This is a genomic window from Bacillus sp. UNC69MF, from assembly GCF_000746035.1.
Classification (GTDB): Bacteria; Bacillota; Bacilli; order Bacillales; family Bacillaceae; genus Bacillus; species Bacillus velezensis.
On sequence record NZ_KN050798.1, the window covers coordinates 298,844 to 319,555 of the forward strand.

The following is a 20,712-nucleotide window of genomic DNA, read 5'->3' on the forward strand; positions in this document are numbered from 1 at the left end:
TGATTTTGTTTCTTTGTCAACAATAAGAGGGATATAAAAAGGCAGCCCGTTTTCATGGAGAAGGGCTGCCTATGGTTTTATTCATATTTATTCCGATTTCATGTCTGCACCAAGTTTCTTTATTTCTGAATCCAAATGCCTGCTGTATGTTTCCACGAAGTTCAGCATCGTGTCAAATTGTTCATCAGTTACTTGTTCAAACACGATTTTGTCCCGTTCTTGAAACTCTTTGTGCAATTCCTCGTGAATTTTATAAATGACTTTTCCTTGCTCAGTAAGCCTGAAATAGATTTCTTTCTTGTTAAGCGGCTTCTGATAGCTTTCGATAAGGCCTTTATTGATAAGCTTCTTCGTTAATTTACTTATGGCGCCTCTTGTCATATAAAGGGACTCCGCAAGTTTTGTCACATTGGCGTCTTCAATTTTTTCGATGAATTCGATGCAATGCACTTCAGAAGGTTTATGCCCCTTAAGGCTTTCTTCCATCTTCAGCCTATTCAGCCACACCATCTTGTTAAAAAAGTCCCTGAAATCCGTGAGGAGCTGTTCTTTTTTGTCCATGTCCCGTCCTCCTGCTCGGTGGTGCTTACACAATATTATAAAATGTTTGTTTCTTTTTCAACAATCGTAAAGTTATTATTTAGGAACTGAGAGATAGTGCGCAGAAATAAGAAGGAGGGGGAAGAGAAGAAGTATTCTATTTAAAAAGCGGCTTTTTAACCGAAACGTGGGTCTTCGAGTATTTTTCTTTCCGTATTCGTTACTTGCTCTGTTTCATAACAGGCCAACACTACAGCCTTATAAAAAAGCAGGCTGCGCAATGAGCCTGCTTGAGATTCGCATCAATCATTTTCCTGTTGCGGCGTCATGAAAAGCGTCAATTGTGGTTGTGTATTTCAAGACGTTTTTAGACACTTTGGCGGTTGCGCCTAATGGATACGCGTCTGACAGAACGCTGGAGTGAGCTTCGGGTTCCCAGTAAAATACGCCGATTCCTTTGCCGTTCGGAACGGCTTTCACCAGTTTTATGGTGTCTTTTATGGTCCAGTAGGAATCTTTCGGATTATTTTCATCTCCGCCCAGTTCAACCACCATGACTTCCTTGTTGTAGCGTGAGGCGATGTCATTCAAATTAGATGATAAATGGCTGGTGAGCTCCCAGTACGGCTTACCTTCCCAATAGGGATAGAACGAAACGCCGATGATGTCGGTTTTTCCTCCGTTTTTAAAGAATTGATCAAACCACCATCTGAATAGGCTGTTGTCCGTGCCGTGTGCCAAATGGCTGATGACCTTGGTGGCCGGGCTGACGGATTTCACGGCGTCATAGCCTTTGTTCAGTAAGGCGGTCAATTTGCTGAAATCGTTCGTGCTGCCGTCGGGCAGTAAAATTCCTGAATTCATTTCATTCCCTACTTGCACCCAATCAGGGGAGATGCCGTGATTTTTAAGTTCTTTCATGACATCGTACGTATGGTTATACACGGCTGCCTGCAGCTGGCTGTTTGAATAGCCGGTCCATTGGTTCGGCTTGATCTGGTGGCCTGGATCAGCGAACACATCACTGTAATGGAAGTCAACCATTACCTTCATTCCTAACGCTTTTGCCCTTTTTGCCGCTGCAAGTACGCCCGCTTTGTCACTATAGCCGAGCATGGTCCATGTTGTGCCGTCTTTCAGCCAATAATAGCTGCTTGGCGGATTCACAAACACTCTCAGTCTCACGGCATTTATTCCGTGATCTTTAAGAATCTGCAAGGCATCTTTCTGTTTTCCGCCGTCATCCAGCCAGCGCACACCTTCGTCCTCCATTTGTTTCAGCCATCCTATATCAGCGCCATAGGCAAACGGGACATCCGCTTTTGCTTTAGGAGACTTCTCAAAGAATGTAAAAGCAGTGAAAATGAGAGAAAGACAGATTGCGTTTACAAATACACGTTTCAATCGGTTTTTGAACATCACAATACCTCCTGATAAAAAAGATTGTTGATTGATTTCACTCTGAATGTTTCAGCTGCCATTCTCCAATAACGTCGTGAAACGCTGAAACGCCTTAATTCCTTCGGGTGTCATTTTAAAAACGCCTGCATCGGTCAGCGCGCGTAAAAATACATTCGCGGTTTCTTTTTGTAAAACAGCGGCTGCATTTTCCGGTGTCACGTCTTCATCCGCTTTGATGTTTTCGGCCCACGGAAGATGAATGTCTTTGATGTCATGAGGTTCATTCAGTAAATACTTTTTCACTTCTGCCAGCTCATCTTTCAGGCGGGGAGGTAAAACGGCGAGTCCCATCACTTCAATCAGACCGATATTTTCTTTTTTGATGTGATGGACATCTTGATGCGGGTGAAAAATGCCATCCGGATAATCTTCGGAGGTGCGGTTGTTTCTGAGAGCGAGATCCATTTCGAAATCCGTTCCCCTGCGTCTGGCAATTGGAGTGACGGTATTATGGGGTTCATTCGTTTTTGCGATGATGCTGACGGTTTCGTCTGAATATTCCCGCCACTTTTCAAAAACATACGCAGCGGCATCTGTCAGCAAATCCGGATCTTTTGCGCGAAGGCGGATCACTGATACCGGCCACTTCACGGCTTCGGCCTGAACGTCTGGAAAATGACGTATATGAAAAGGGTAGAGGGAACCCGCTTTTGCCATCGGAAACTCATGGGCGCCGCCTTGATAATGATCGTGAGAAAGAATGGAGCCTCCTACGATCGGCAAGTCTGCGTTTGATCCCGCAAAATAATGCGGGAAGATTTCCGTTATGGCCAGAAGCCTTCTGAAGCTGTCGAGGCTGATGTTCATCGGCTTGTGCACGCTTGAAAGAAAGATAGCGTGCTCGCTGTAATACGCATAAGGGGAGTATTGAAACCCCCACTGTTCTCCCGCTAAGTCAAGCCTGATGATGCGGTGGTTTGAACGGGCGGGGTGATGCGGTGTTCCGGCATACCCCTCGTTTTCCATACAGAGCAGACATGTCGGATACCGGTTTTCCGGACTGTTTTTTACCGCGGCGATGTCTTTAGGGTCTTTTTCGGGCTTTGATAAATTAATGGTGATGTCCAATTCCCCAAAAGGTGTTGATGAGCGGTACACGATATTTTTTCGAATGGCCCGCGTCTTAATATAGTCGTTGTTTTGGCTCAGTCGGTAAAAGTAATCTGTTGCTTTTTTCGGGCAATCTGATAACAATTTGCTGAATGCGGCGTTGATCAGAGAAGGGGCCGGTGTGATCACGTCCATGATTCTGCTTCCCAGCATGTCTCTTTCAGCCGGCGTATCGTTAATGATTGACCGTTTTACCGCGTCTTTCACCATTTCGTCCAAATAGTGAAGCCTGTTTTGTTTCTTGATATGTTTCGGTTCTGCATAATCCGTCAGTCCGAGCAGATCGAGAAGTCTGTTTCTTGTATAAATCACATCTGTTTCATTTATGTCGCCTAAGACAGTGCTTTCTTTCAGAAACCCTGCCACTGATTCAAAAACTTCAATGACCGCCGCCTCCATTTCATTTGTCCTTGTATCCGTTTGGATGTTGCCGATGCCAATTCCATGTTGACGCAATGATTTCCGATATGTCCGTTTGTTTCGGATTCCAGCCCAGAATGTTCCGCGCTTTATCGCTGGAAGCGATGAGGGTGCTTGGATCACCGGGTCTTCTTGCGGCCGCTCTTACTTTTATGTCTCTTTCGGTCACTTGCCGGGCCGCTTCCGCCATTTCTGATACGGAAAACCCGCTGCTTGATCCTAAATTGAAAATGCCGCTGTCTCCGCCGTTTTGCAAATATTCCAGAGCGAGAATATGGGCATCGATTAAATCGGAAACATGGACATAATCGCGGATGCACGTGCCGTCTTTTGTATCATAGTCAGTGCCGAATATCAAAACCTCCTCGCGCTGACCGAGCGCGGTTTGTAAAAGGATAGGGATAAGGTGGGTTTCCGGATGATGATCTTCTCCGATGGAACCGTCTGTTTTCGCGCCGGCAACGTTAAAATACCGAAGCGAGACATATTTTATGCCGCAGGCGGTTTCACACCACTTCAGCATTTTTTCTGCCATGAGTTTTGATTCGCCGTATGCGCTTTCCGGCTTTTCCGGCATGTCTTCCGTGATGGGCACTTTTTCAGGTTCGCCGTATACAGCGGCGGATGAAGAAAACACAATGTGTTTCACCCCGAATTCCTGCATGACCTCCAGTGTAATTTGCGTACCGTACACATTATTATTGAAATATGAAAGAGGGTCTTTCATTGATTCGCCGACAAGGGATTGAGCGGCAAAATGGAGAACGCCTGTTACGTTCTCCTTCGCAAACACAGAGCGAAGAAACGGTTTGTCACGGATATCTCCATGGTAAAAAACTGCTTTTTTATGAACGGCTTTCCGGTGGCCTGTCTGCAGATGATCCACAGCTATCGTTTCAAATCCTTTGTTTAATAATTGATCAACCGCATGAGAACCGATATAGCCGGCTCCGCCGAGAACGAGAATCGCCATGATTTATTTTTCCCTCCATTCAGCCGCGCCATCGCTTATATCCGCGATGTAGAAAGAAGCTTCAAGACCTGTCCTGCTGCGGTAGTGAGATGAAACGGCCCGGATAAAGCCGGCGGTTTCTTCACTTTCCACAATGGCTATGGCGCAGCCGCCGAACCCCGCTCCCGTCATCCGCGCTCCGAGTGCTCCTTCTTTCCAGGCTGCTTCAGCGAGCGCGTCTAATTCGTCACCGGTCACTTCATAATCATCGCGTAACGAACGGTGGGACGCATTCATCAGCTCGCCGAACGTTTTCAAATCATTCAATTTGAGAGCCTCCGCGGCTGAGAGGGTCCGCTCGTTTTCGTTGACCGCGTGCCGGGCTCTTTTACGCAAAGTTTCACAGGAGAGAAGGGATTCGAGTTCGTTGAATTCTTCTCCCGTCAATTCCGCAAGTGAGGCGATATTCCGATATTGCCGCAGTTCTGAAAGAGCCTCGTCACATTCGCTGCGGCGTTCATTATATTTTGAAGCCGCCAGCTCCCGGCGCTTGTTCGTATTCATAATGACGATTTTATATCCGTTAAAAGCAGCCGGAATCATTTCGTGCTCAAGCTTATCGCAGTTTAACAGAATGGCCATGTTCTTTTTGCCTTTTTGCACTGCGAATTGATCCATAATGCCTGAATTCACGCCGATAAATTCATTTTCGACTCTTTTTCCGATAAGCGCCAGTTCAGTATCGGAAACATCCAGGCTGAATAACTTTCTTAAAATGGAACCTGTTAACATTTCAATAGAAGCGGAGGAGCTTAAACCGGCTCCGTTTGGAATCGTACCGTGAAAAAGAATATCCATTCCGCTGTCTATTTGGCCGCCGACTTTAAGAAGGTAATGGATCATCCCCTTCGGATAATTGGCCCAGCCGTCTTCTTTTTTGTATGCTGTGGCGGAAAGATCAAGGCAGACAATGCCGCTGTCAGGAAAGTTTTCTGAGTATAACCGGATCTGGTGATCTCCGCGTTTTGCGCATACGGCATAAGTTCCGATCGTGATCGCGCATGGAAGAACGTGGCCGCCTATATAATCCGTATGTTCCCCGATCAGGTTGATCCGGCCGGGTGCGAAAAACAGTTCTCCGTTACTTCTCTTGAAAATGTCTTCGAATCTTGATTTTAAAAGTTTGGCATCCATGATAAACCTCCGATTCTATTTTGAGGTATGCTCCAGTATGAACTGAATGGCTTTTTGTGAATTTCTGGTGAGGCTGATATATTCCGCTCCTTTCGTTGCGATGAGTTTCACTTGCAGGCGGTCCGCATCTTCTTTAATGTCATCGTAATAAGAGCCGACCTGCGGAGCCAAAATGATCATATCGAAGTCTTTCATGATGTCGTAATGGGATCCGTAGGCGCCTGCTGAGGCGGTAATCGGCACGTTATATTCTTCGGCTCCTTCTGTCAGTGCGTTCGCAAGCATGGCGCTCGTTCCCGCTCCGGCGCACAGCACTAACACATTGGTGCTGTGTTCCAAGGAGGATGAGGATTCCTGAAGATTTGTGCTGATGACGGAGGACGCGTCTTCGGAGGCGCCGGCCATGGCGGGCTGTAATGTTTGCGGCGCGGTTTCAGGCTCGGTGTGTTGGGCTTCTTTCGCCGCTAATACTTTGTCATAAGCTTTACAGAATGGCAGGTATATCAGGAAATCGACAATGATTAATACAGCCGTCAGCACAAAAGCCGAGAGCCCCATGCCGGTTCCGAGAATCAAGCCGGCGGGCGCCGGGGTGGCCCACGGAAGAACATACATAAAACTGTTCATTCCGATGACATCCACGAAAAATTTAAACAGACAGACATTCACCATCGGCGTTACAACAAACGGAATGAAAAAATAAGGATTTAAAATGATCGGCGCAGCAAAGAGCAGAGGTTCGTTTACTGCGAAAGACACCGGAACCGCGGATGCTTTTCCGACTGCTTTCAATTGCTTGGATTTCGCGAAAAGAAGAAAGATAAACGGAACCACAAGGGTTGCTCCGGTCCCTCCCATTGTGCCGACGAAGTTCCCGAGTCCGACGGTCAGCACGTTGGACGCCTGCTCACCTGCATTATGAAGCTGCAGGTTCGCCTCCACATTTGCGTAAATAATAGCTGCGATGGCCGGTTCCACAATAGAAGGACCGTGAACGCCGACAAACCAGAACAGCGCCATCATTCCCCAAATGACACAAATCCCGAAATAACCGTCTGCGGCGGTAAAAAACGGTGATAAGAGAGAGGAGAGAGCCTCCGCAAACGATACGTTCAGCGTGTTCCTGATCAATAAATCAACGATCACCATGGCCAAAACGGAAAAAGCGAACGGAAAAACATCTTTAAATGTTTGTGAAATGGTACCCGGTACTTCTTTAGGCATTTTAATCGTAATATTTTTCAGCACGCAGAATCTGTAAACGTTCACTGTTATGAAAGCGGATACAAAAGCGGCTAAAAGACCTTTTGTGCCGAGGTATTCCGTGGAGAATCCGCCATCGATTTGAGTGACGCTTAAAATGAGAAACCCGACGACTGAAGCAAGCATCGCTGAAACGGGGTTGATCCCTTTGTTTTTCGGCATTTTTCGGTTCATTGATTCACTCAGGCATTTCGCACTTGTTGCCGCAACGATCAGACCGAGGGCGCCCATTGAATAGTTATAAACTTTCCAAAGCCATTCAGAAACACTTTTAGGCCAAGTGAAACCCAACACTTCCGGCACAGCGGCGGTGAGGATGAAAATGCTGGCGAATAAAATAACAGGCATGGCCGTTAAGAAGCCGTCGCGGATCGCGCCTAAATAAATGTTTCTTGAGATTTTTTCAAAAAACGGTTTTCCCTTTTCGATTTGCTTGATGATACCGTTCATTTTTCCACTCCTTATCGGCGGCTTCGGTAGAGTTCTATAAAATCCTGAATAAGATCACGGAGCAAAAGGGTTGTCATCAAGTGGTCCTGACCGTGAACGAAAATAAACCCTAATTCCATGTCCTTGCCGTCAGCTTCTTCAGCTAACATTTTCGTTTGCGCATTGTGGGCGAGGGTTAAATTTTCATCGGCGCTTTTCAATGCTGCTTCCGTGTTTTCGAAGTTTCCGGCACGGACTTCTTTCAGGACTTTCAATAAAGTGCTTCTGGCGTCGCCGGCATAGGCGACGATTTCAAAACCGAGCATCTGCAATTCTTCCTTTGTCATGAAAAAACCTCCTAAAGACGGCACACATGATGAAAAGAGACTCTTTTCACCATGTATGATCGTTAAATGATTGTTTTTGTTTCACTTACAAGTTTGTACCAGTAGGCCGATTCTTTCGGATACCGTTTTTGGGTGTCAAAGTCGACGTAAAAAAGACCGTAACGTTTGTTGTAGCCGTTGGTCCATGAAAATAAATCCATTAAGGACCATAAGAAGTACCCCTTTACATTGACCCCGTCGCTAATCGCTTTACTGACGGCTTCTAAATAGACTTTTAAATAGTCGATTCTTGCCTTATCCATAATGATGCCGTCTTCAAACTCATCTTTATAGCCCATGCCGTTTTCGGTAATGTAAATTTTGTTATATTGCGGATAGTCCCGTTTGATGCGCATCAGCATGTCATACATGCCTTCAGGATAAATGAGCCAGTCCCAATCGGTGCGCTTCAGGCCTTCTTTGTAAATTCTTTCGCCGATTCCTTTTACTTTATAGACCGAAGTGCCCTTATCGCCCGTTCCGTTATGGTGAATAACGGTTTCTCCGTCGTACGCTTTGACGAAATGGCATTGATAATGATTGATGCCGAGATAATCATTGCGCGTTGAAGCTTTTTTCATCACGTCAAAGTCACTGTCTGAAAACTCGTATGAAGCGCCGTTTGCCTCACAGATTTCATCCAGAGCCCGCATGGTTTCCTCGGAGTAATAGCCGAGGTAGGTGGCGTCGAGGAGAAATCTCACTGATAACGCGTCATCCAGAAAACAGGCGCGGCGGTCTTCTTCTGAGTCGCTGGCGGGATATTTTGTTTCCAATGAGTGGACGACACCGATTTCTCCCGGATAGCCGCCGTCTTTAAAAAGATTGACGGTCATCGCATGCGCTACCATCATATGATGGAGGCATTGAATGACTTTTGTGATATCACTTTTAATTGATGGCGGGAAAACCCCGAGTAAATACTGGTTGGTGGCTGTGGGATAAATTTCGTTAAACGTGCTCCAATATCTGATTTCGCTGAATTCTTTAAAGCAAAACTCCGCATAGCTGACGAACGCTTCTATTGCAGCGCGGTTGAGGAAATCTCCCTGGTCAAATAATCCTTTCGGTGTATCGAAATGATGCAGCGTGACAAAAGGGGTGACGTTGCGTTTATGGCACTCTGAGAAAATACGATGATAGTAATCAACACCTTCCTGATTGATTTTGCCCGTGCCGTCAGGGAAAATTCTCGTCCAGGCTATAGAAAGGCGGATGCCATTTATTCCGAATTTTTCACATAGTTTAATATCTTCCGGAAACTGGCGGTAAAAATCACTTGCCGGATCAGGGCTGAATCTTCCCTGTTTTTCAAGAAATTCATCCCAGGCCACAGGCCCTTTGCCGCCTTCTTTTGTGGCGCCTTCCGCTTGATATGCCGCAGTCGCCCCGCCGAAAATAAAGTCATGAGGTAATTTGAGCATTACTGAATCCTCCTTCGCCAATGTGGGAATTGAAGTTTGTTAATGTTTGTAATTGTTATCTTTTGTTTAATAGTAAACGCATACATTTTTGTTGTCAATAGCTTCATAAAGAAATAACATCTGTGTTCATAGGGGTTTTATAAGTTTCTTGTTGTTTTATATGTTGATTATGTTGTTTGTTAGTGTTTGTTTTTGTTGACCGGAGTGCCGCGGTGTGTTAGATTGTGTGTAAAGTTGAGGGGATGATTGAACATGTTAAAAAAAGAGCGTCTTTTAAAAATCATCGACATCGTAAACTCGCGGGGGTTTATTACGGTGAGTGATATTATCGATGAACTGGATGTTTCTGATATGACAGTGAGAAGAGATCTGGACGAGCTGGATAAGGCCGGAAAAATCGTACGTATTCACGGAGGCGCACAGAGCATATCTTATTCCATTGATCACGAATTATCGCATAATGAAAAACTGGGTGTTCAAATGGATGAGAAGGGGAAGATCGCGGAACTCGCAGCTTCATATGTAAATGACGGCGATACCGTTTTTTTAGGGCCCGGCACGACGATTGAACTTTTAGCCAAACACCTGCTGCATAAGCGAATCAGGATTATCACAAACAACTATCCCGTATTTGATATTTTAAAGCATGGTGACACTGCGGATACCATTCTGATTGGCGGCGATTTCCGAAAAAATACCGGTGCCTTCGTCGGGCCCATCGTGAACGGCAATCTGCAGAAATTCAATTTTACGAAAGCTTTCATCAGCGCAAACGGCATACATAATGATGAGATTTCTTCTTACAGCATTGAAGAAGGGGAAGCCCATCAAATCGCGCTGAATAATTCGCGGACGAAATTTTTGCTGGCGGATAATAAAAAATTCAACCGGGAAGATTTTTACGTGTTCTATAACTTACACGATATGGATTATCTGATTACGGATGATAAAGTGATGAAAGATGTTCAGATTCATTATGAGCAATATGTAGATGTCAAAATCGCAAAAAAATAAAAAAGGCGGGCGGTTCGATGAAAGGGGTTATTTTTGATTTTAACGGCACGATGTTTCAAGATTCGCATCTGCACGAAAAAGCATGGTTTTTCATGGTGAAAAAATACGCGCCGAAAACTATTTCTGATGAAGACATTTTCGTTAACATTCACGGGAGAACAAACAGTGAAATCCTGACGTATTTTATTTCCGGCGATTTAACAAATGAAGAAATCAAGAAGCTGTCTTTTGAAAAAGAAGCCTACTACAGAGAATTATGCCTTGAAAACAAAGATGAGTTAAAGCTGACGAAGGGACTGACCGGCGTATTGAACCATCTGAAAAAATCAGAAACGCCGATGACCATTGCCACGGCTACGGTAAAGGAAAATGTCGAGTTTTACTTTGACGTCTTTCAGTTGGATCGGTGGTTTGATTTTGACAAAGTCACGTTTGATGACGGGAGCTTCCCCGGAAAACCGGCGCCGGATATTTTTCTCATCGCATCGGAAAAGTTAGGCCTCAGGCCTGAAGAATGCTTAGTCATTGAAGATGCCTTTTCGGGGCTCACAGCGGCGAAAAAAGCAGGTGCAGGCAAGATTATGGCCATTGACCCGCTCGGAAAAAACCGCGCGCTATTTGAAGAAAAACAGCTGGCGGATGACGGGATACTGACAGATTTCACCTCGTTTTTTGAGGTGATTGCCGGACATTCTGTTTGAGAGATCAGCCGGTTCTTCATGCCGATATGGCTGTACAGGCTGCGAACTCCGTTCGCAACACGGGATGTTTTTGTGTTCGGCGGTGTCTGCTTCTCGTGAAGAAAGGGGTTTCGCTTTTTAATCGGAGTCACTTTTAAGACAGGGGTATCCCTGTTTTTTTAATTCCTCGTATTTCTTCCAAAGAAGCGCTAAGGTGCTTATTGCTGACTGTTTATATGTTTCACGATAAAATCCTGAGCATACAAGAAAACCAGCCATCCTGTAAGTCCAAGCCCTGATGCGGCAATGAAAGACAGTGAATGGCGAAGGGCGATGCCGATAATGACCAGCATAATGACTGTGGAGGGGATGCCGGAAGCCACGCTGAATGCAAAATGACTTAATGTCTCCTTCGTTTCGCCTTGGATGTACAGCCAAACCATGCTCAGCATACTGACAATTGGTAAAGCCGCTATTATACCTCCATAACTCGGGCTTCTTCTTGATATTTCAGTGATAATCCCAATAATAGCAGCGGAGACAATGATTTTAACGATCGTAAACATCTTCAGCACGCTCCTTCATCAAACTGAATGCTTTTAGGACAAGTGTTCTTTCTTCATTATTCATGCTGTCAAAAAGAAGCTGTTTAAGCTTTTCTTCATCAAGACCGGAATGCCGGTAAAGGACATCCGCCCCCAAACTGGTAAGTTTTAAAATGACTTTCCGCTCATCCTCAACACTTCTGGTTTTATAAACGTACTTTTTCTGCAGTAACCGCTTTATATGTTCCGAAGCGGTATTATGTGATACTTGAATCGCTTCGGCAATGTCTTTTATTCCGACTGCCTTCTCTTTTTGAATGACTTGCAGAATCCGTACACCTTGGTGAGTGATTTTTTCATGGTGCTGATAACGGAGCCGGTAATAAATATCTGTCCAGAGGTCATTTAATCGCATGATTTCGTTTGACATCATCATCCACCTTCTATCGTTTATTAAGATTATATCTTATATTACGATATATTTTTGCGGATTGAAAGCAATTTTTGAGTATGAGGGAGCGGCATTCGTTCTGTTTTTAGAAGATTGGAAGAGACAAGCGGCCGCAGCTTCAACGAATAAACTTGTTTCATATACTCTCAATAAGTTATTTCCTTTATTTTGGAAACGCCAGCTTAATACCTTCCGCATATAAATAAGGGCACTGACAATATGATAAAGAACCAAAGTATATATTCAAATGCAGTTTTTTTCAGCAGGGCAGTCCTGTGCTGATTGAAAAAGATACGGGGGATAAAAAGCGGGTAAGAAGATAAGGAAAGGAGAGAGAGGGATGGAACTTGATTTTGTGATTCGTCTGGCGGTTGCGGGTCTGCTTGGGGCTCTTATTGGATTGGAGAGAGAATTCAGGGCGAAGGAAGCCGGTTTGAGGACGCATTTTTTAGTGGCCGTCGGCAGCGCCTTGATGATGATCGTTTCCAAATACGGCTTTTTTGATTTGTTATCCAACAGCCATACGTCCTTTGATCCGAGCCGGGTGGCGGCGCAGGTCGTCAGCGGCGTCGGATTTTTAGGAGCCGGCACGATTATTTTGCAGCGGCATGTCGTGCGGGGGCTTACGACGGCCGCGGGGATTTGGGCTACGTCGGGCATCGGGCTGACGATCGGGGCAGGTATGTATGTCATCGGCATCAGCGGCACGATTTTGGCGTTAATCGGGCTTGAACTGTTAAATTTTCTGTTTAAACCGGCGGCGCATTCTTTGTCTGTCAGTTTCAGGATTGAGGAGAAAGCCGTCATGCATGATATTTTAACTTCTCTTGAGGAAAAAGGAATTCTTATTACGTCCTATGAATTGAATAAGGCGGTGCTTGAAGTGAAGGGAAGGGTGAAAAGCAAAAGCGGGAAAGCGGCGGTAATGGAAAAAGTTCAAGCCCTCCCGTATATCCTGTCGGTCAAAGTTGAATAGCAGACAGGGGAAGCCTCCTGTCTGCAGTCATTTCTTTTCAAACATTAATACCAAGGATAGAACGGGATATACGGCCGCGGATAGTATGGATATGGTCTAGGATAATAATAAGGCGGCCGCGGATAGTATGGATACGGTCTGGGGAAATAATAAGGCGGCCGCGGATAATGATATGGCACCCGTTCGTGGCTCTCGGCTGTGTATTCATGATAGAAAGGATCGTACAAGAGGAAAACCTCCTTTTCAAATGTTTGGTTCCGTTTACCTTATTCCTGTATGCCCGGTATGGTGTACGTACAACGGGCAAAAAAAAGACGCCGGTTATCATCCGGCATCTTTTTTTACACTTTCACATCAATTGAATGTCCGGCAGTCGGGTGCTGGGACGGCAGCATTTTCACTGTTTCTTCCGCCGCAGCCTGTGCTTGCTGCATGACCGTTTTTGTTAAAGCGATATTTACATTCTGCGCCAGAGATGCTTGGTGCATAGCGATTGATAACGCAGGGATATCCATAGCTTCCACCTCCTTATCCCTTCATATCGGCGGCATGCTCCGATTATGAAGGGGACTGGCGGTTTCTTTTTACGGCCCATTCTAAAAATGCGGCGGCGCATACCCCGAGGGTATAGGCGAAAATATCACTCCAGACAAATTGCCAGCCGAGGATCAGCCCGCCGAGCGTGCTGCTTCTGATTGCGTCAATCCAAGGCGCGTGATACAGCTGGCTGCATTCAATCAGACAGCAAAACGAGAGGCTCAAAAATGCGGCTGTTTCCGTCCGGATGTGCCGAAACAAAAGCCCGAATCCTGTAAAAATCATTGCCGCCCACAGGGCATCTCCTAAATAAGCGTTTATGATGCCGGGCAATAGGGCGGTGATGTATGCGGTTCTGGACAGCAAACCGAGGGCGATGATAAAAACGGTACATATTCCGTATGTTAATGGATGTCTATTCACTTCACGCTGTTCCCCTTTTTTTGTACTCCCATGTATTGTAAGGAACGACGGAGAAGCTGTCTATGAAAAAACGGCCCGGGAGTCCGCTTTTTTTGCGTTATCTGGCTTTTAGGTTGACGTGGTCTGCTTTTTGGTCACTGCCGATGACGAAGCGGAGCTCATACTGCCCCGTATGGTAGACGTAATCTGTTTCGCCCGTTTTTGGCACTGTCAGGATTTTGTCAGCGCTGCCGATTTGTTTGCTTAAGACGTCAGGTGTGACGCTGCCGAGGTTTAAGCGCCGCTCGACCCCCGTTCCGAAATAGCGTATTTCCGAGATTTTTCCGTTTTTATGATAGGAAAATCCATAACCGGGGTTTCCCATGTTCCAGCTGTATAAATCAAATGGATTGCGGCTGTCTGCTTTTTGTTCCGGCTCGCCGATTTTATCGTAAACGTCCTGTCTTGTGCTTTGGTTGATTTTCAGGCCTTTCACATTTTGCGGCATTTCCCCTTTAAATGCCGATTGGTAAAGGCTGTTCACCAGTTCTTGTGCACGTTGGTTTTCTGTTTTTGAAGCGGCTGCGGCATGGACGGGCTGTATAACCGAAAATGCTTCTGCGCCGAATGCGCATCCCGTGAGCATCACTGCCGATAATCCCGTGGCGAGTGTTTTTTTCTTCAACATATGTGAACGCCTCCTTTTTACCGCTCATACCCGTATGTTTCCTGAGATAAACGAGATGTTTTAGTGAAAGGCCGGCTGGGAATCATAGAGGATGTATAGAGGGGTACAGAAAGGGGAAAAGAAAATGGCTGATACAAAGAAGGTTACAATCAATGGGGTTGAAATGGAAGCGCCGGACGGTCAAACCGTTTTGCAGCTTTTGAACAATAGTTCAATTGACGTGCCGCATGTGTGTTATCACCCGAGTCTCGGGCCGATTGAAACGTGCGATACCTGTATCGTCAATGTTAACGGGGAACTGGTGCGTTCGTGTTCCGCGCAAATAAAGGACGGAGATGTCATCGATACGCTTTCGTCCGATGTGAAAAAAGCGCAGATTATCGGCATGGACAACATTTTGCACAACCATGAATTGTACTGCACGGTCTGTGATTACAACAATGGGAGCTGCGAAGTACATAATACCGTAAAGGAAATGAAAATCAATCATCAAAGCATTCCGTTCGATCAAAAACCGTATCCTAAAGATGAATCAAATCCGTTTTACCGATATGATCCCGACCAGTGCATTTTGTGCGGACGCTGCGTCGAAGCCTGTCAGGACGTACAGGTAACCGAAACGTTAAGCATTGATTGGGAGCGGAAACGCCCGCGGGTCATTTGGGATCAGGATGTGCCGATCAATGAATCATCATGTGTTTCCTGCGGACATTGCTCGACGGTATGTCCGTGCAATGCCATGATGGAAAAAGGCATGGAAGGCGAAGCGGGGTATTTAACAGGCATTAACCAAGAGACGCTTCGGCCGATGATTGACATCACAAAAGGGGTCGAAACCGGGTACGGATCGATTTTGGCCATATCGGACATGGAATCGGCCATGCGGGATGAAAGAATCAAAAAAACGAAAACCGTATGCACTTACTGCGGTGTCGGCTGCAGTTTTGATATATGGACGAAAGGAAGAGACATTTTAAAGGTCGAGCCTCAGGCTGAGGCGCCCGCAAACGGAATTTCGACGTGTGTAAAAGGGAAATTCGGCTGGGATTTCGTCAATAGTGAAAAGCGCCTTACCAAACCGCTTATCCGGGAAGGAGATTCGTTTCGGGAGGCGGAATGGGATGAAGCGCTGCAGCTGATCGCTGATAAATTTACTGATATAAAAGAACATTTCGGCCCGGACGCGCTTGCCTTTATCACATCTTCCAAATGCACGAATGAAGAATCATACGTGATGCAGAAGCTTGCAAGAGCCGTCATCGGCACAAATAATGTCGACAACTGCTCACGCTACTGCCAGTCTCCCGCCACGGCCGGATTGTTCAGAACGGTCGGATACGGCGGTGATTCAGGGTCGATTACAGATATAGAAAAAGCTGAGCTCGTGCTGATTATCGGCTCAAATACGTCTGAGTCTCACCCCGTCCTGTCCACACGCATTAAACGTTCTCATAAACTGCACGGACAGAAGCTCGTCGTCGCTGACTTGCGAAAACATGAAATGGCCGAGCGCTCCGATGTGTTTTTCCAGCCGCGTGCCGGATCAGATATTGTCTGGCTGAATGCCGTATCGAAATATCTGCTTGATCACGATTTGGCGGATACTGCATTTCTGAAGGAGAGAGTGAACGGATTAGATGAATTCGTGAAAAGCCTTGAACCTTATACAATGGAATATGCGGAAAAACATACCGGTGTGGACAAGGATACCCTAATCAAAGTGGCCCGGATGATTCATGAAGCCGGCAGCGTGTGCGCACTGTGGGCGATGGGTGTCACCCAGCATATCGGAGGAAGTGATACGAGCACGGCCATTTCCAACATGCTTCTTGTGACCGGAAATTACGGCAAGCCCGGCGCAGGCTCATATCCGCTTCGGGGCCATAATAACGTGCAGGGAGCCAGTGATTTCGGCAGTATGCCTGACAGCTTCCCCGGCTATGAAAAAGTAACGGATGAAAAAGCCCGCAAAAAGTATGAGCAGGGCTGGGGAACAGACTTGCCGAAAGAAATCGGAATGACAAATCATGAAATGATCGAAGGCATCCACTCAGGAAAACTGAAGTCCATGTACTTAAAAGGAGAAGAAATGGGGCTTGTCGACTCCAATATTAACCATGTTCATGCCGCATTTGAAAAGCTTGATTTCTTCGTTGTGCAGGATATCTTTCTTTCGCGTACGGCCGAGTTCGCCGATGTCGTGCTTCCGGCAAGCCCGAGCCTTGAAAAAGAAGGCACGTTTACGAATACGGAACGGAGGGTGCAGCGCCTTTACGAAGTGTTTGAACCGCTGGGCGATTCAAAGCCTGATTGGCAGATCATTACGGACATCGCCAACCGTCTGGGCGCTGATTGGCACTATGAACATCCGGCAGACATTATGGAAGAAGCGGCAATGCTTTCGCCGCTCTACGCAGGCGTCACTTACGAACGTCTCGAAGGCTACAATTCACTGCAATGGCCGGTTGCAGCGGACGGAACCGATTCACCGCTTTTATTTACGGACAAGTTCCCGTTTTCAGATGGCAAAGCGATTCTATATCCCGTTCAGTGGACCGAGCCGAAAGAATTTGATGAAGAATATGATATCCATGTGAATAATGGGCGGCTGCTCGAGCATTTTCACGAAGGGAATCTGACTTACCGATCAAAAGGAATATCCGAAAAAACACCGAGTGTGTTCCTTGAGGTCTCGCCCGAACTCGCCGAAGAAAGAGGGCTGGAAGACGGAACGCTTGTCCGTCTGACATCACCGTACGGAAATGTGAAAGTCAAATGCGTCATCACAGACAGGGTAAAAGGCAAACAAGTCTATCTCCCGATGAACGATTCAAAAGACGCTGCCATTAACCTTTTGACAAGCAGCTATGCCGATAAGGATACCGATACACCGGCTTATAAAGAAACATCAGCGAAGATGGAGATTTTGAAAAAAGAAGGCGTTAATCCGCTTCCGAAAATCAATTTCCGTTACGGAAACCCGCAGCCGCAGATCGGTGTCCGGGTTGATCGGAAATGGGCGCGTAAAGATTATGTATTTCCGGGAGACGCCGTAAAAAGGGGGAAACAGCAAAATGGCTAAAGCAATCAGCGGCATCCGAAAACAGACCGTCACAGAAGAAGACAAACGAAAAAAGGACTTAGAAGAGATCGAGACGGCTCTTTTACGAAATAAAGACGCGATTTTGGAATCTCTGCACATTCTTCAGCACATGAACGAGCGCGGCGTTTTGGCGCTTCTGCGCGGGCTCTTCGGCCAGGGAGACAAAGTGATGGATATCCTCGTGAAGAAGGCGAATACTCCGGAAACGGCCAATATGCTGAAAAATCTCCTGCTGTTAAGCGGCGTTCTCGGCATGCTCGATGTAAAACAGCTTGAGCCGTTTATCGTTAAAATCAATGCGGGGGTCACAAAGGCCGTCGAGGAAAAAGACAGCGGCAGGAAGACCGGGTATTTTGATATCGTCCGCGCTTTAAAAGACCCGGAAATCAACAAGGCCGTCACTCTGCTGTTTTCTTTCCTGAAAGGCATGGGCGCTGATACGGACGATATGGAAAGAAATACGCAGCCTCCTGAAGACCAAAAGCAGCACCAGAAACCGCAGACGAATGAGTGAACATATCTCCCGAGCCTGGCCGAAGGCTCGGGTTTTTTGCGTGCTTCTCCTGTTTTCTTGGGAGAAATTTCACCTCCGGATTCATGACTTTTGTTGTGTTATGTTAATAGTTAAGGTTATGAATAGAAAAAAATTGAAAATATGTGCTAGGATAAAATTCAAGGCACGTCAACTATTCAAATATGAAACAATCAGGAGTGATGAAACATGAGTAAGCTGAGGAGCACGAGACAAGCCATCCAAAGAACCCTGATGAAAGGAAAAAACGGCCTGGACGTATACAACCCTTTTCCTTGGTATGAAAAAATGAGACGGGAAAGCCCTATACACTTTGATGAAGAAACGAAGGTTTGGAGTGTGTTTTTATACGATGATGTCAAAAAAGTCATCAGTGATAAAGAGACGTTCTCAAGCCTCATGACTGATGTGAAAAGCTCGATTGCAAAGTCCATGCTGAATATGGACCCGCCGAAGCATACCCAAATCAGATCCGCCGTCAATCGCGCTTTCACTCCCCGCGTCTTGAAGGAATGGGAGCCGAGAATTAAAGACATTACCGATCATCTCCTGAAACAGGCAAAGAACAAAGGGCGGATTGATATCGTTAAAGATCTCTCTTACCCTTTGCCGGTCATGGTGATTTCAGAATTATTAGGCGTTCCGTCCGAACGTATGGATCAGTTTAAAAAATGGTCGGACATTCTCGTCAGCATGCCGAAAGATGCGAGTCCTGAAGCGGCGGAGAAAAATCAGCAGGAACGTGACCAATGTGAGGCGGAGCTGGCGGCGTTTTTTGCGGAAATAATAGAAAGCAAACGAAAACAGCCCGGCCAAGACATTATTTCTATTTTGATAAAAGAGGAAGAAGAGGGAGAGAAGCTCACGGCAGAAGATCTGATCCCGTTTTGCAACCTGCTTTTAGTGGCGGGAAATGAAACAACGACTAATCTCATTTCAAATGCGTTTTACAGCATATTAGAGACGCCCGGCCTTTATGAAGAGCTGAGACAGGACCCTTCTCTCATCGCGCAAACGGTGGAAGAGACGCTGCGTTTTCGCGCTCCCGCTCCGTTTGTCAGAAGGACGGTCCGGCACGACACTGAACTGCGCGGACGCCGCTTGAAAAGCGGGGAGATCGTTCTCTGCTACGTTGCATCTGCCAACCGTGATGAAAACAAATTTGAGAAGGCGGGCGTATTTGATATTCATCGCCAATCGAATCCGCACCTTTCCTTCGGATTCGGCGTACACTTCTGCTTAGGCGCTCCGCTTGCCAGACTTGAAGCGGAAGTGGCGCTGAAAGGAATTGTAAAAGCCTTTTCACACCTTGAGCCGGTCCGGATTGAGCCGATCCGAAACAGTGTCATGTACGGGCTGGAGTCTTTAGAAGCGGAGATAAACGAAAATGAGGGAGAAGAAAAATGATGAGAAAAACACACATCGCCATTATTAATGTGGCCGCTCACGGTCATGTCAATCCCACGCTGCCCGTAGCCGAGGAACTTGTCAATCGCGGGTATAAAGTGACATTCGCTACGACTGAGGAATTCGAAGCTTCCGTTGCCAAAACGGGCGCCATTCCCGTTTTATACCGCACAAGCATAAAGGCGGACCCGGAGACGATAAAAGAACGGGTAAACAAAAATGACGCGTTTGTGATGTTTCTGGAAGAAGCGGTTGAAGTGCTTCCGCAGCTGGAAGAGCTGTACAAAGACGACCTTCCTGACATCGTCCTGTTTGATTTTTTAGCGCTTGCCGGAAAATTGTTTGCGGATAATGGCGGCATCCCGGCCGTAAAGTTCTGCCCGAGCTATGCAATGAATGAGTATTTTCAATTAGGAAGAGACGAAGAAACACTGGAAGCGGCCAAACAGGCGATAGAAGAATATCAGGAGCAGATTGAAAATGAACAATTGAAACGGATGACAATGGAAGAATTTTTTATGCCTGAAAAACTGAATATTGTCTTTATGCCAAGGGCCTTTCAGCCGAAACAGGAAACCTTTGATGAACGATTCTGTTTTGTGGGTCCGTCTCTTGGAGAACGCACAAATACGGGAAGTCTGGAAATTGATGCAGCCGATGAGCGTCCGCTTATGCTCATCTCACTGGGAACGGCGTTTAACGCCTGGCCTGAATTTTACCAGATGTGTATTGACGCGTTTCGGGACTCGGACTGGCGGGTTATTATGTCAGTCGGCACAACAATTGATCCGGAAAGTTTTTCGGATGTCCCCGATCACTTTATCATCCGCCAGCACGTTCCTCAGCTTGATGTGCTGGAGAAAGCAAAGCTGTTCGTATCTCACGGCGGGATGAACAGTACAATGGAGGCGATGAATGCGGGTGTCCCGCTCGTTGTCGTTCCGCAAATGCACGAACAAGAGGTCACCGCAAAGCGTGTGGATGAATTGGGGCTTGGCGTGCATCTGCCGCCGAAAGAAGTCACTGTGGCCCGTTTGCAAAAAGACGTTCAAAACGTATACGGCGATAAAAACATCCTCAGCCGCGTGAAAAGCATGCAGCAGAAAATAGAAGAAACCGGCGGCCCCAAACAGGCTGTTTGCGCCATTGAAGAATTTTTGAAAAAGGCGGCCGTCGAAAATTGATTGAGAAACAGGCA

The 20,712-nt window shown here is 46.4% G+C and carries 20 protein-coding genes and 1 pseudogene; 7 read left to right on the top strand and 14 right to left on the bottom strand.

The window, feature by feature from the left end; genetic code table 11:
* Window positions 1-87: 87 nt before the first annotated feature.
* From BR62_RS0113755 to lacG, 8 genes are all read right to left on the bottom strand, one after another.
* A complete protein-coding gene (locus BR62_RS0113755) occupies window positions 88-561 on the bottom strand; it encodes a MarR family transcriptional regulator (RefSeq protein ID WP_007407329.1) in 474 nt (157 codons plus the stop codon).
* Window positions 562-846: 285 nt separating this feature from the next.
* Window positions 847-1,959, bottom strand: a complete 1,113-nt coding sequence (locus tag BR62_RS0113760) for a glycoside hydrolase family 53 protein (RefSeq protein WP_032871225.1) — start codon at window positions 1,957-1,959, stop codon at window positions 847-849.
* A gap of 51 nt (window positions 1,960-2,010) precedes the next feature.
* Complete coding sequence (gene galT, locus BR62_RS0113765) at window positions 2,011-3,510, bottom strand: UDP-glucose--hexose-1-phosphate uridylyltransferase (protein WP_032871227.1); 1,500 nt, start codon at window positions 3,508-3,510, stop codon at window positions 2,011-2,013.
* A gap of 1 nt (window position 3,511) precedes the next feature.
* Window positions 3,512-4,504, bottom strand: a complete 993-nt coding sequence (gene galE, locus BR62_RS0113770) for a UDP-glucose 4-epimerase GalE (protein ID WP_032871230.1) — start codon at window positions 4,502-4,504, stop codon at window positions 3,512-3,514.
* A 3-nt stretch (window positions 4,505-4,507) separates the two neighbouring features.
* Window positions 4,508-5,677, bottom strand: coding sequence for a galactokinase (locus tag BR62_RS0113775; protein ID WP_032871233.1), 1,170 nt, complete (start codon window positions 5,675-5,677; stop codon window positions 4,508-4,510).
* Between the two features lie 15 nt (window positions 5,678-5,692).
* On the bottom strand, window positions 5,693-7,390 hold the full coding sequence (locus BR62_RS0113780; RefSeq protein ID WP_032871236.1) for a PTS lactose transporter subunit IIBC: 1,698 nt from the start codon (window positions 7,388-7,390) through the stop codon (window positions 5,693-5,695).
* 11 nt (window positions 7,391-7,401) lie between these two features.
* Window positions 7,402-7,716 (bottom strand): PTS sugar transporter subunit IIA, encoded by a 315-nt coding sequence (locus tag BR62_RS0113785; RefSeq protein ID WP_007407323.1) that lies wholly within the window; start codon window positions 7,714-7,716, stop codon window positions 7,402-7,404.
* Between the two features lie 62 nt (window positions 7,717-7,778).
* Entirely contained in the window at window positions 7,779-9,179 is a 1,401-nt protein-coding gene (gene lacG, locus BR62_RS0113790; RefSeq protein ID WP_032871238.1) for a 6-phospho-beta-galactosidase, read from the bottom strand.
* A 252-nt stretch (window positions 9,180-9,431) separates the two neighbouring features.
* Here lacG and BR62_RS0113795 point away from each other — a divergent pair, with 252 nt between their 5' ends.
* Entirely contained in the window at window positions 9,432-10,193 is a 762-nt protein-coding gene (locus BR62_RS0113795; protein WP_007407321.1) for a DeoR/GlpR family DNA-binding transcription regulator, read from the top strand.
* Window positions 10,194-10,210: 17 nt separating this feature from the next.
* Window positions 10,211-10,894, top strand: coding sequence for an HAD family hydrolase (locus BR62_RS0113800; protein WP_007407320.1), 684 nt, complete (start codon window positions 10,211-10,213; stop codon window positions 10,892-10,894).
* A 197-nt stretch (window positions 10,895-11,091) separates the two neighbouring features.
* Here the strand turns inward: BR62_RS0113800 and BR62_RS0113805 are convergent, their stop codons facing one another.
* On the bottom strand, window positions 11,092-11,439 hold the full coding sequence (locus BR62_RS0113805) for a DUF3147 family protein (protein ID WP_007407319.1): 348 nt from the start codon (window positions 11,437-11,439) through the stop codon (window positions 11,092-11,094).
* A complete protein-coding gene (locus BR62_RS0113810) occupies window positions 11,423-11,848 on the bottom strand; it encodes a MarR family winged helix-turn-helix transcriptional regulator (RefSeq protein ID WP_015239656.1) in 426 nt (141 codons plus the stop codon). Before BR62_RS0113810 ends, BR62_RS0113805 begins: the two co-directional genes overlap by 17 nt.
* A gap of 361 nt (window positions 11,849-12,209) precedes the next feature.
* Here BR62_RS0113810 and BR62_RS20075 point away from each other — a divergent pair.
* Window positions 12,210-12,606, top strand: a pseudogene (locus BR62_RS20075) (MgtC/SapB family protein); the annotation flags it as partial.
* Window positions 12,607-12,889: 283 nt separating this feature from the next.
* On the opposite strand, the gene BR62_RS19285 reads toward BR62_RS20075, so the two are convergent.
* From BR62_RS19285 to BR62_RS0113835, 4 genes are all read right to left on the bottom strand, one after another.
* Entirely contained in the window at window positions 12,890-13,072 is a 183-nt protein-coding gene (locus BR62_RS19285) for a hypothetical protein (RefSeq protein WP_076851211.1), read from the bottom strand.
* 114 nt (window positions 13,073-13,186) lie between these two features.
* Window positions 13,187-13,360: a YjfB family protein gene (locus tag BR62_RS19290; RefSeq protein ID WP_007407314.1), complete on the bottom strand. Its 174-nt coding sequence runs from the start codon at window positions 13,358-13,360 to the stop codon at window positions 13,187-13,189.
* Window positions 13,361-13,403: 43 nt separating this feature from the next.
* Window positions 13,404-13,805 (bottom strand): ribosomal maturation YjgA family protein, encoded by a 402-nt coding sequence (locus tag BR62_RS0113830; RefSeq protein WP_007407313.1) that lies wholly within the window; start codon window positions 13,803-13,805, stop codon window positions 13,404-13,406.
* Between the two features lie 97 nt (window positions 13,806-13,902).
* Window positions 13,903-14,472: a YjgB family protein gene (locus BR62_RS0113835; protein ID WP_007407312.1), complete on the bottom strand. Its 570-nt coding sequence runs from the start codon at window positions 14,470-14,472 to the stop codon at window positions 13,903-13,905.
* Window positions 14,473-14,596: 124 nt separating this feature from the next.
* On the opposite strand from BR62_RS0113835, the gene fdhF reads away from it, so the two are divergent.
* The 4 genes from fdhF (at window position 14,597) to BR62_RS0113855 (ending at window position 20,698) form a co-directional block, all read left to right on the top strand.
* On the top strand, window positions 14,597-17,554 hold the full coding sequence (gene fdhF / locus BR62_RS0113840; protein ID WP_007407311.1) for a formate dehydrogenase subunit alpha: 2,958 nt from the start codon (window positions 14,597-14,599) through the stop codon (window positions 17,552-17,554).
* Window positions 17,547-18,089 carry a helical membrane plugin domain-containing protein gene (locus BR62_RS0113845; protein WP_012117344.1) on the top strand — a complete coding sequence of 181 codons (543 nt, stop codon included), beginning with the start codon at window positions 17,547-17,549 and terminating at the stop codon, window positions 18,087-18,089. The genes fdhF and BR62_RS0113845 overlap by 8 nt, the downstream gene beginning before the upstream one ends.
* 207 nt (window positions 18,090-18,296) lie before the next feature.
* Entirely contained in the window at window positions 18,297-19,514 is a 1,218-nt protein-coding gene (locus BR62_RS0113850) for a cytochrome P450 (RefSeq protein WP_032871240.1), read from the top strand.
* Entirely contained in the window at window positions 19,514-20,698 is a 1,185-nt protein-coding gene (locus BR62_RS0113855) for a macrolide family glycosyltransferase (protein ID WP_032871621.1), read from the top strand. The genes BR62_RS0113850 and BR62_RS0113855 overlap by 1 nt, the downstream gene beginning before the upstream one ends.
* The last annotated feature ends 14 nt before the right edge of the window (window positions 20,699-20,712 follow it).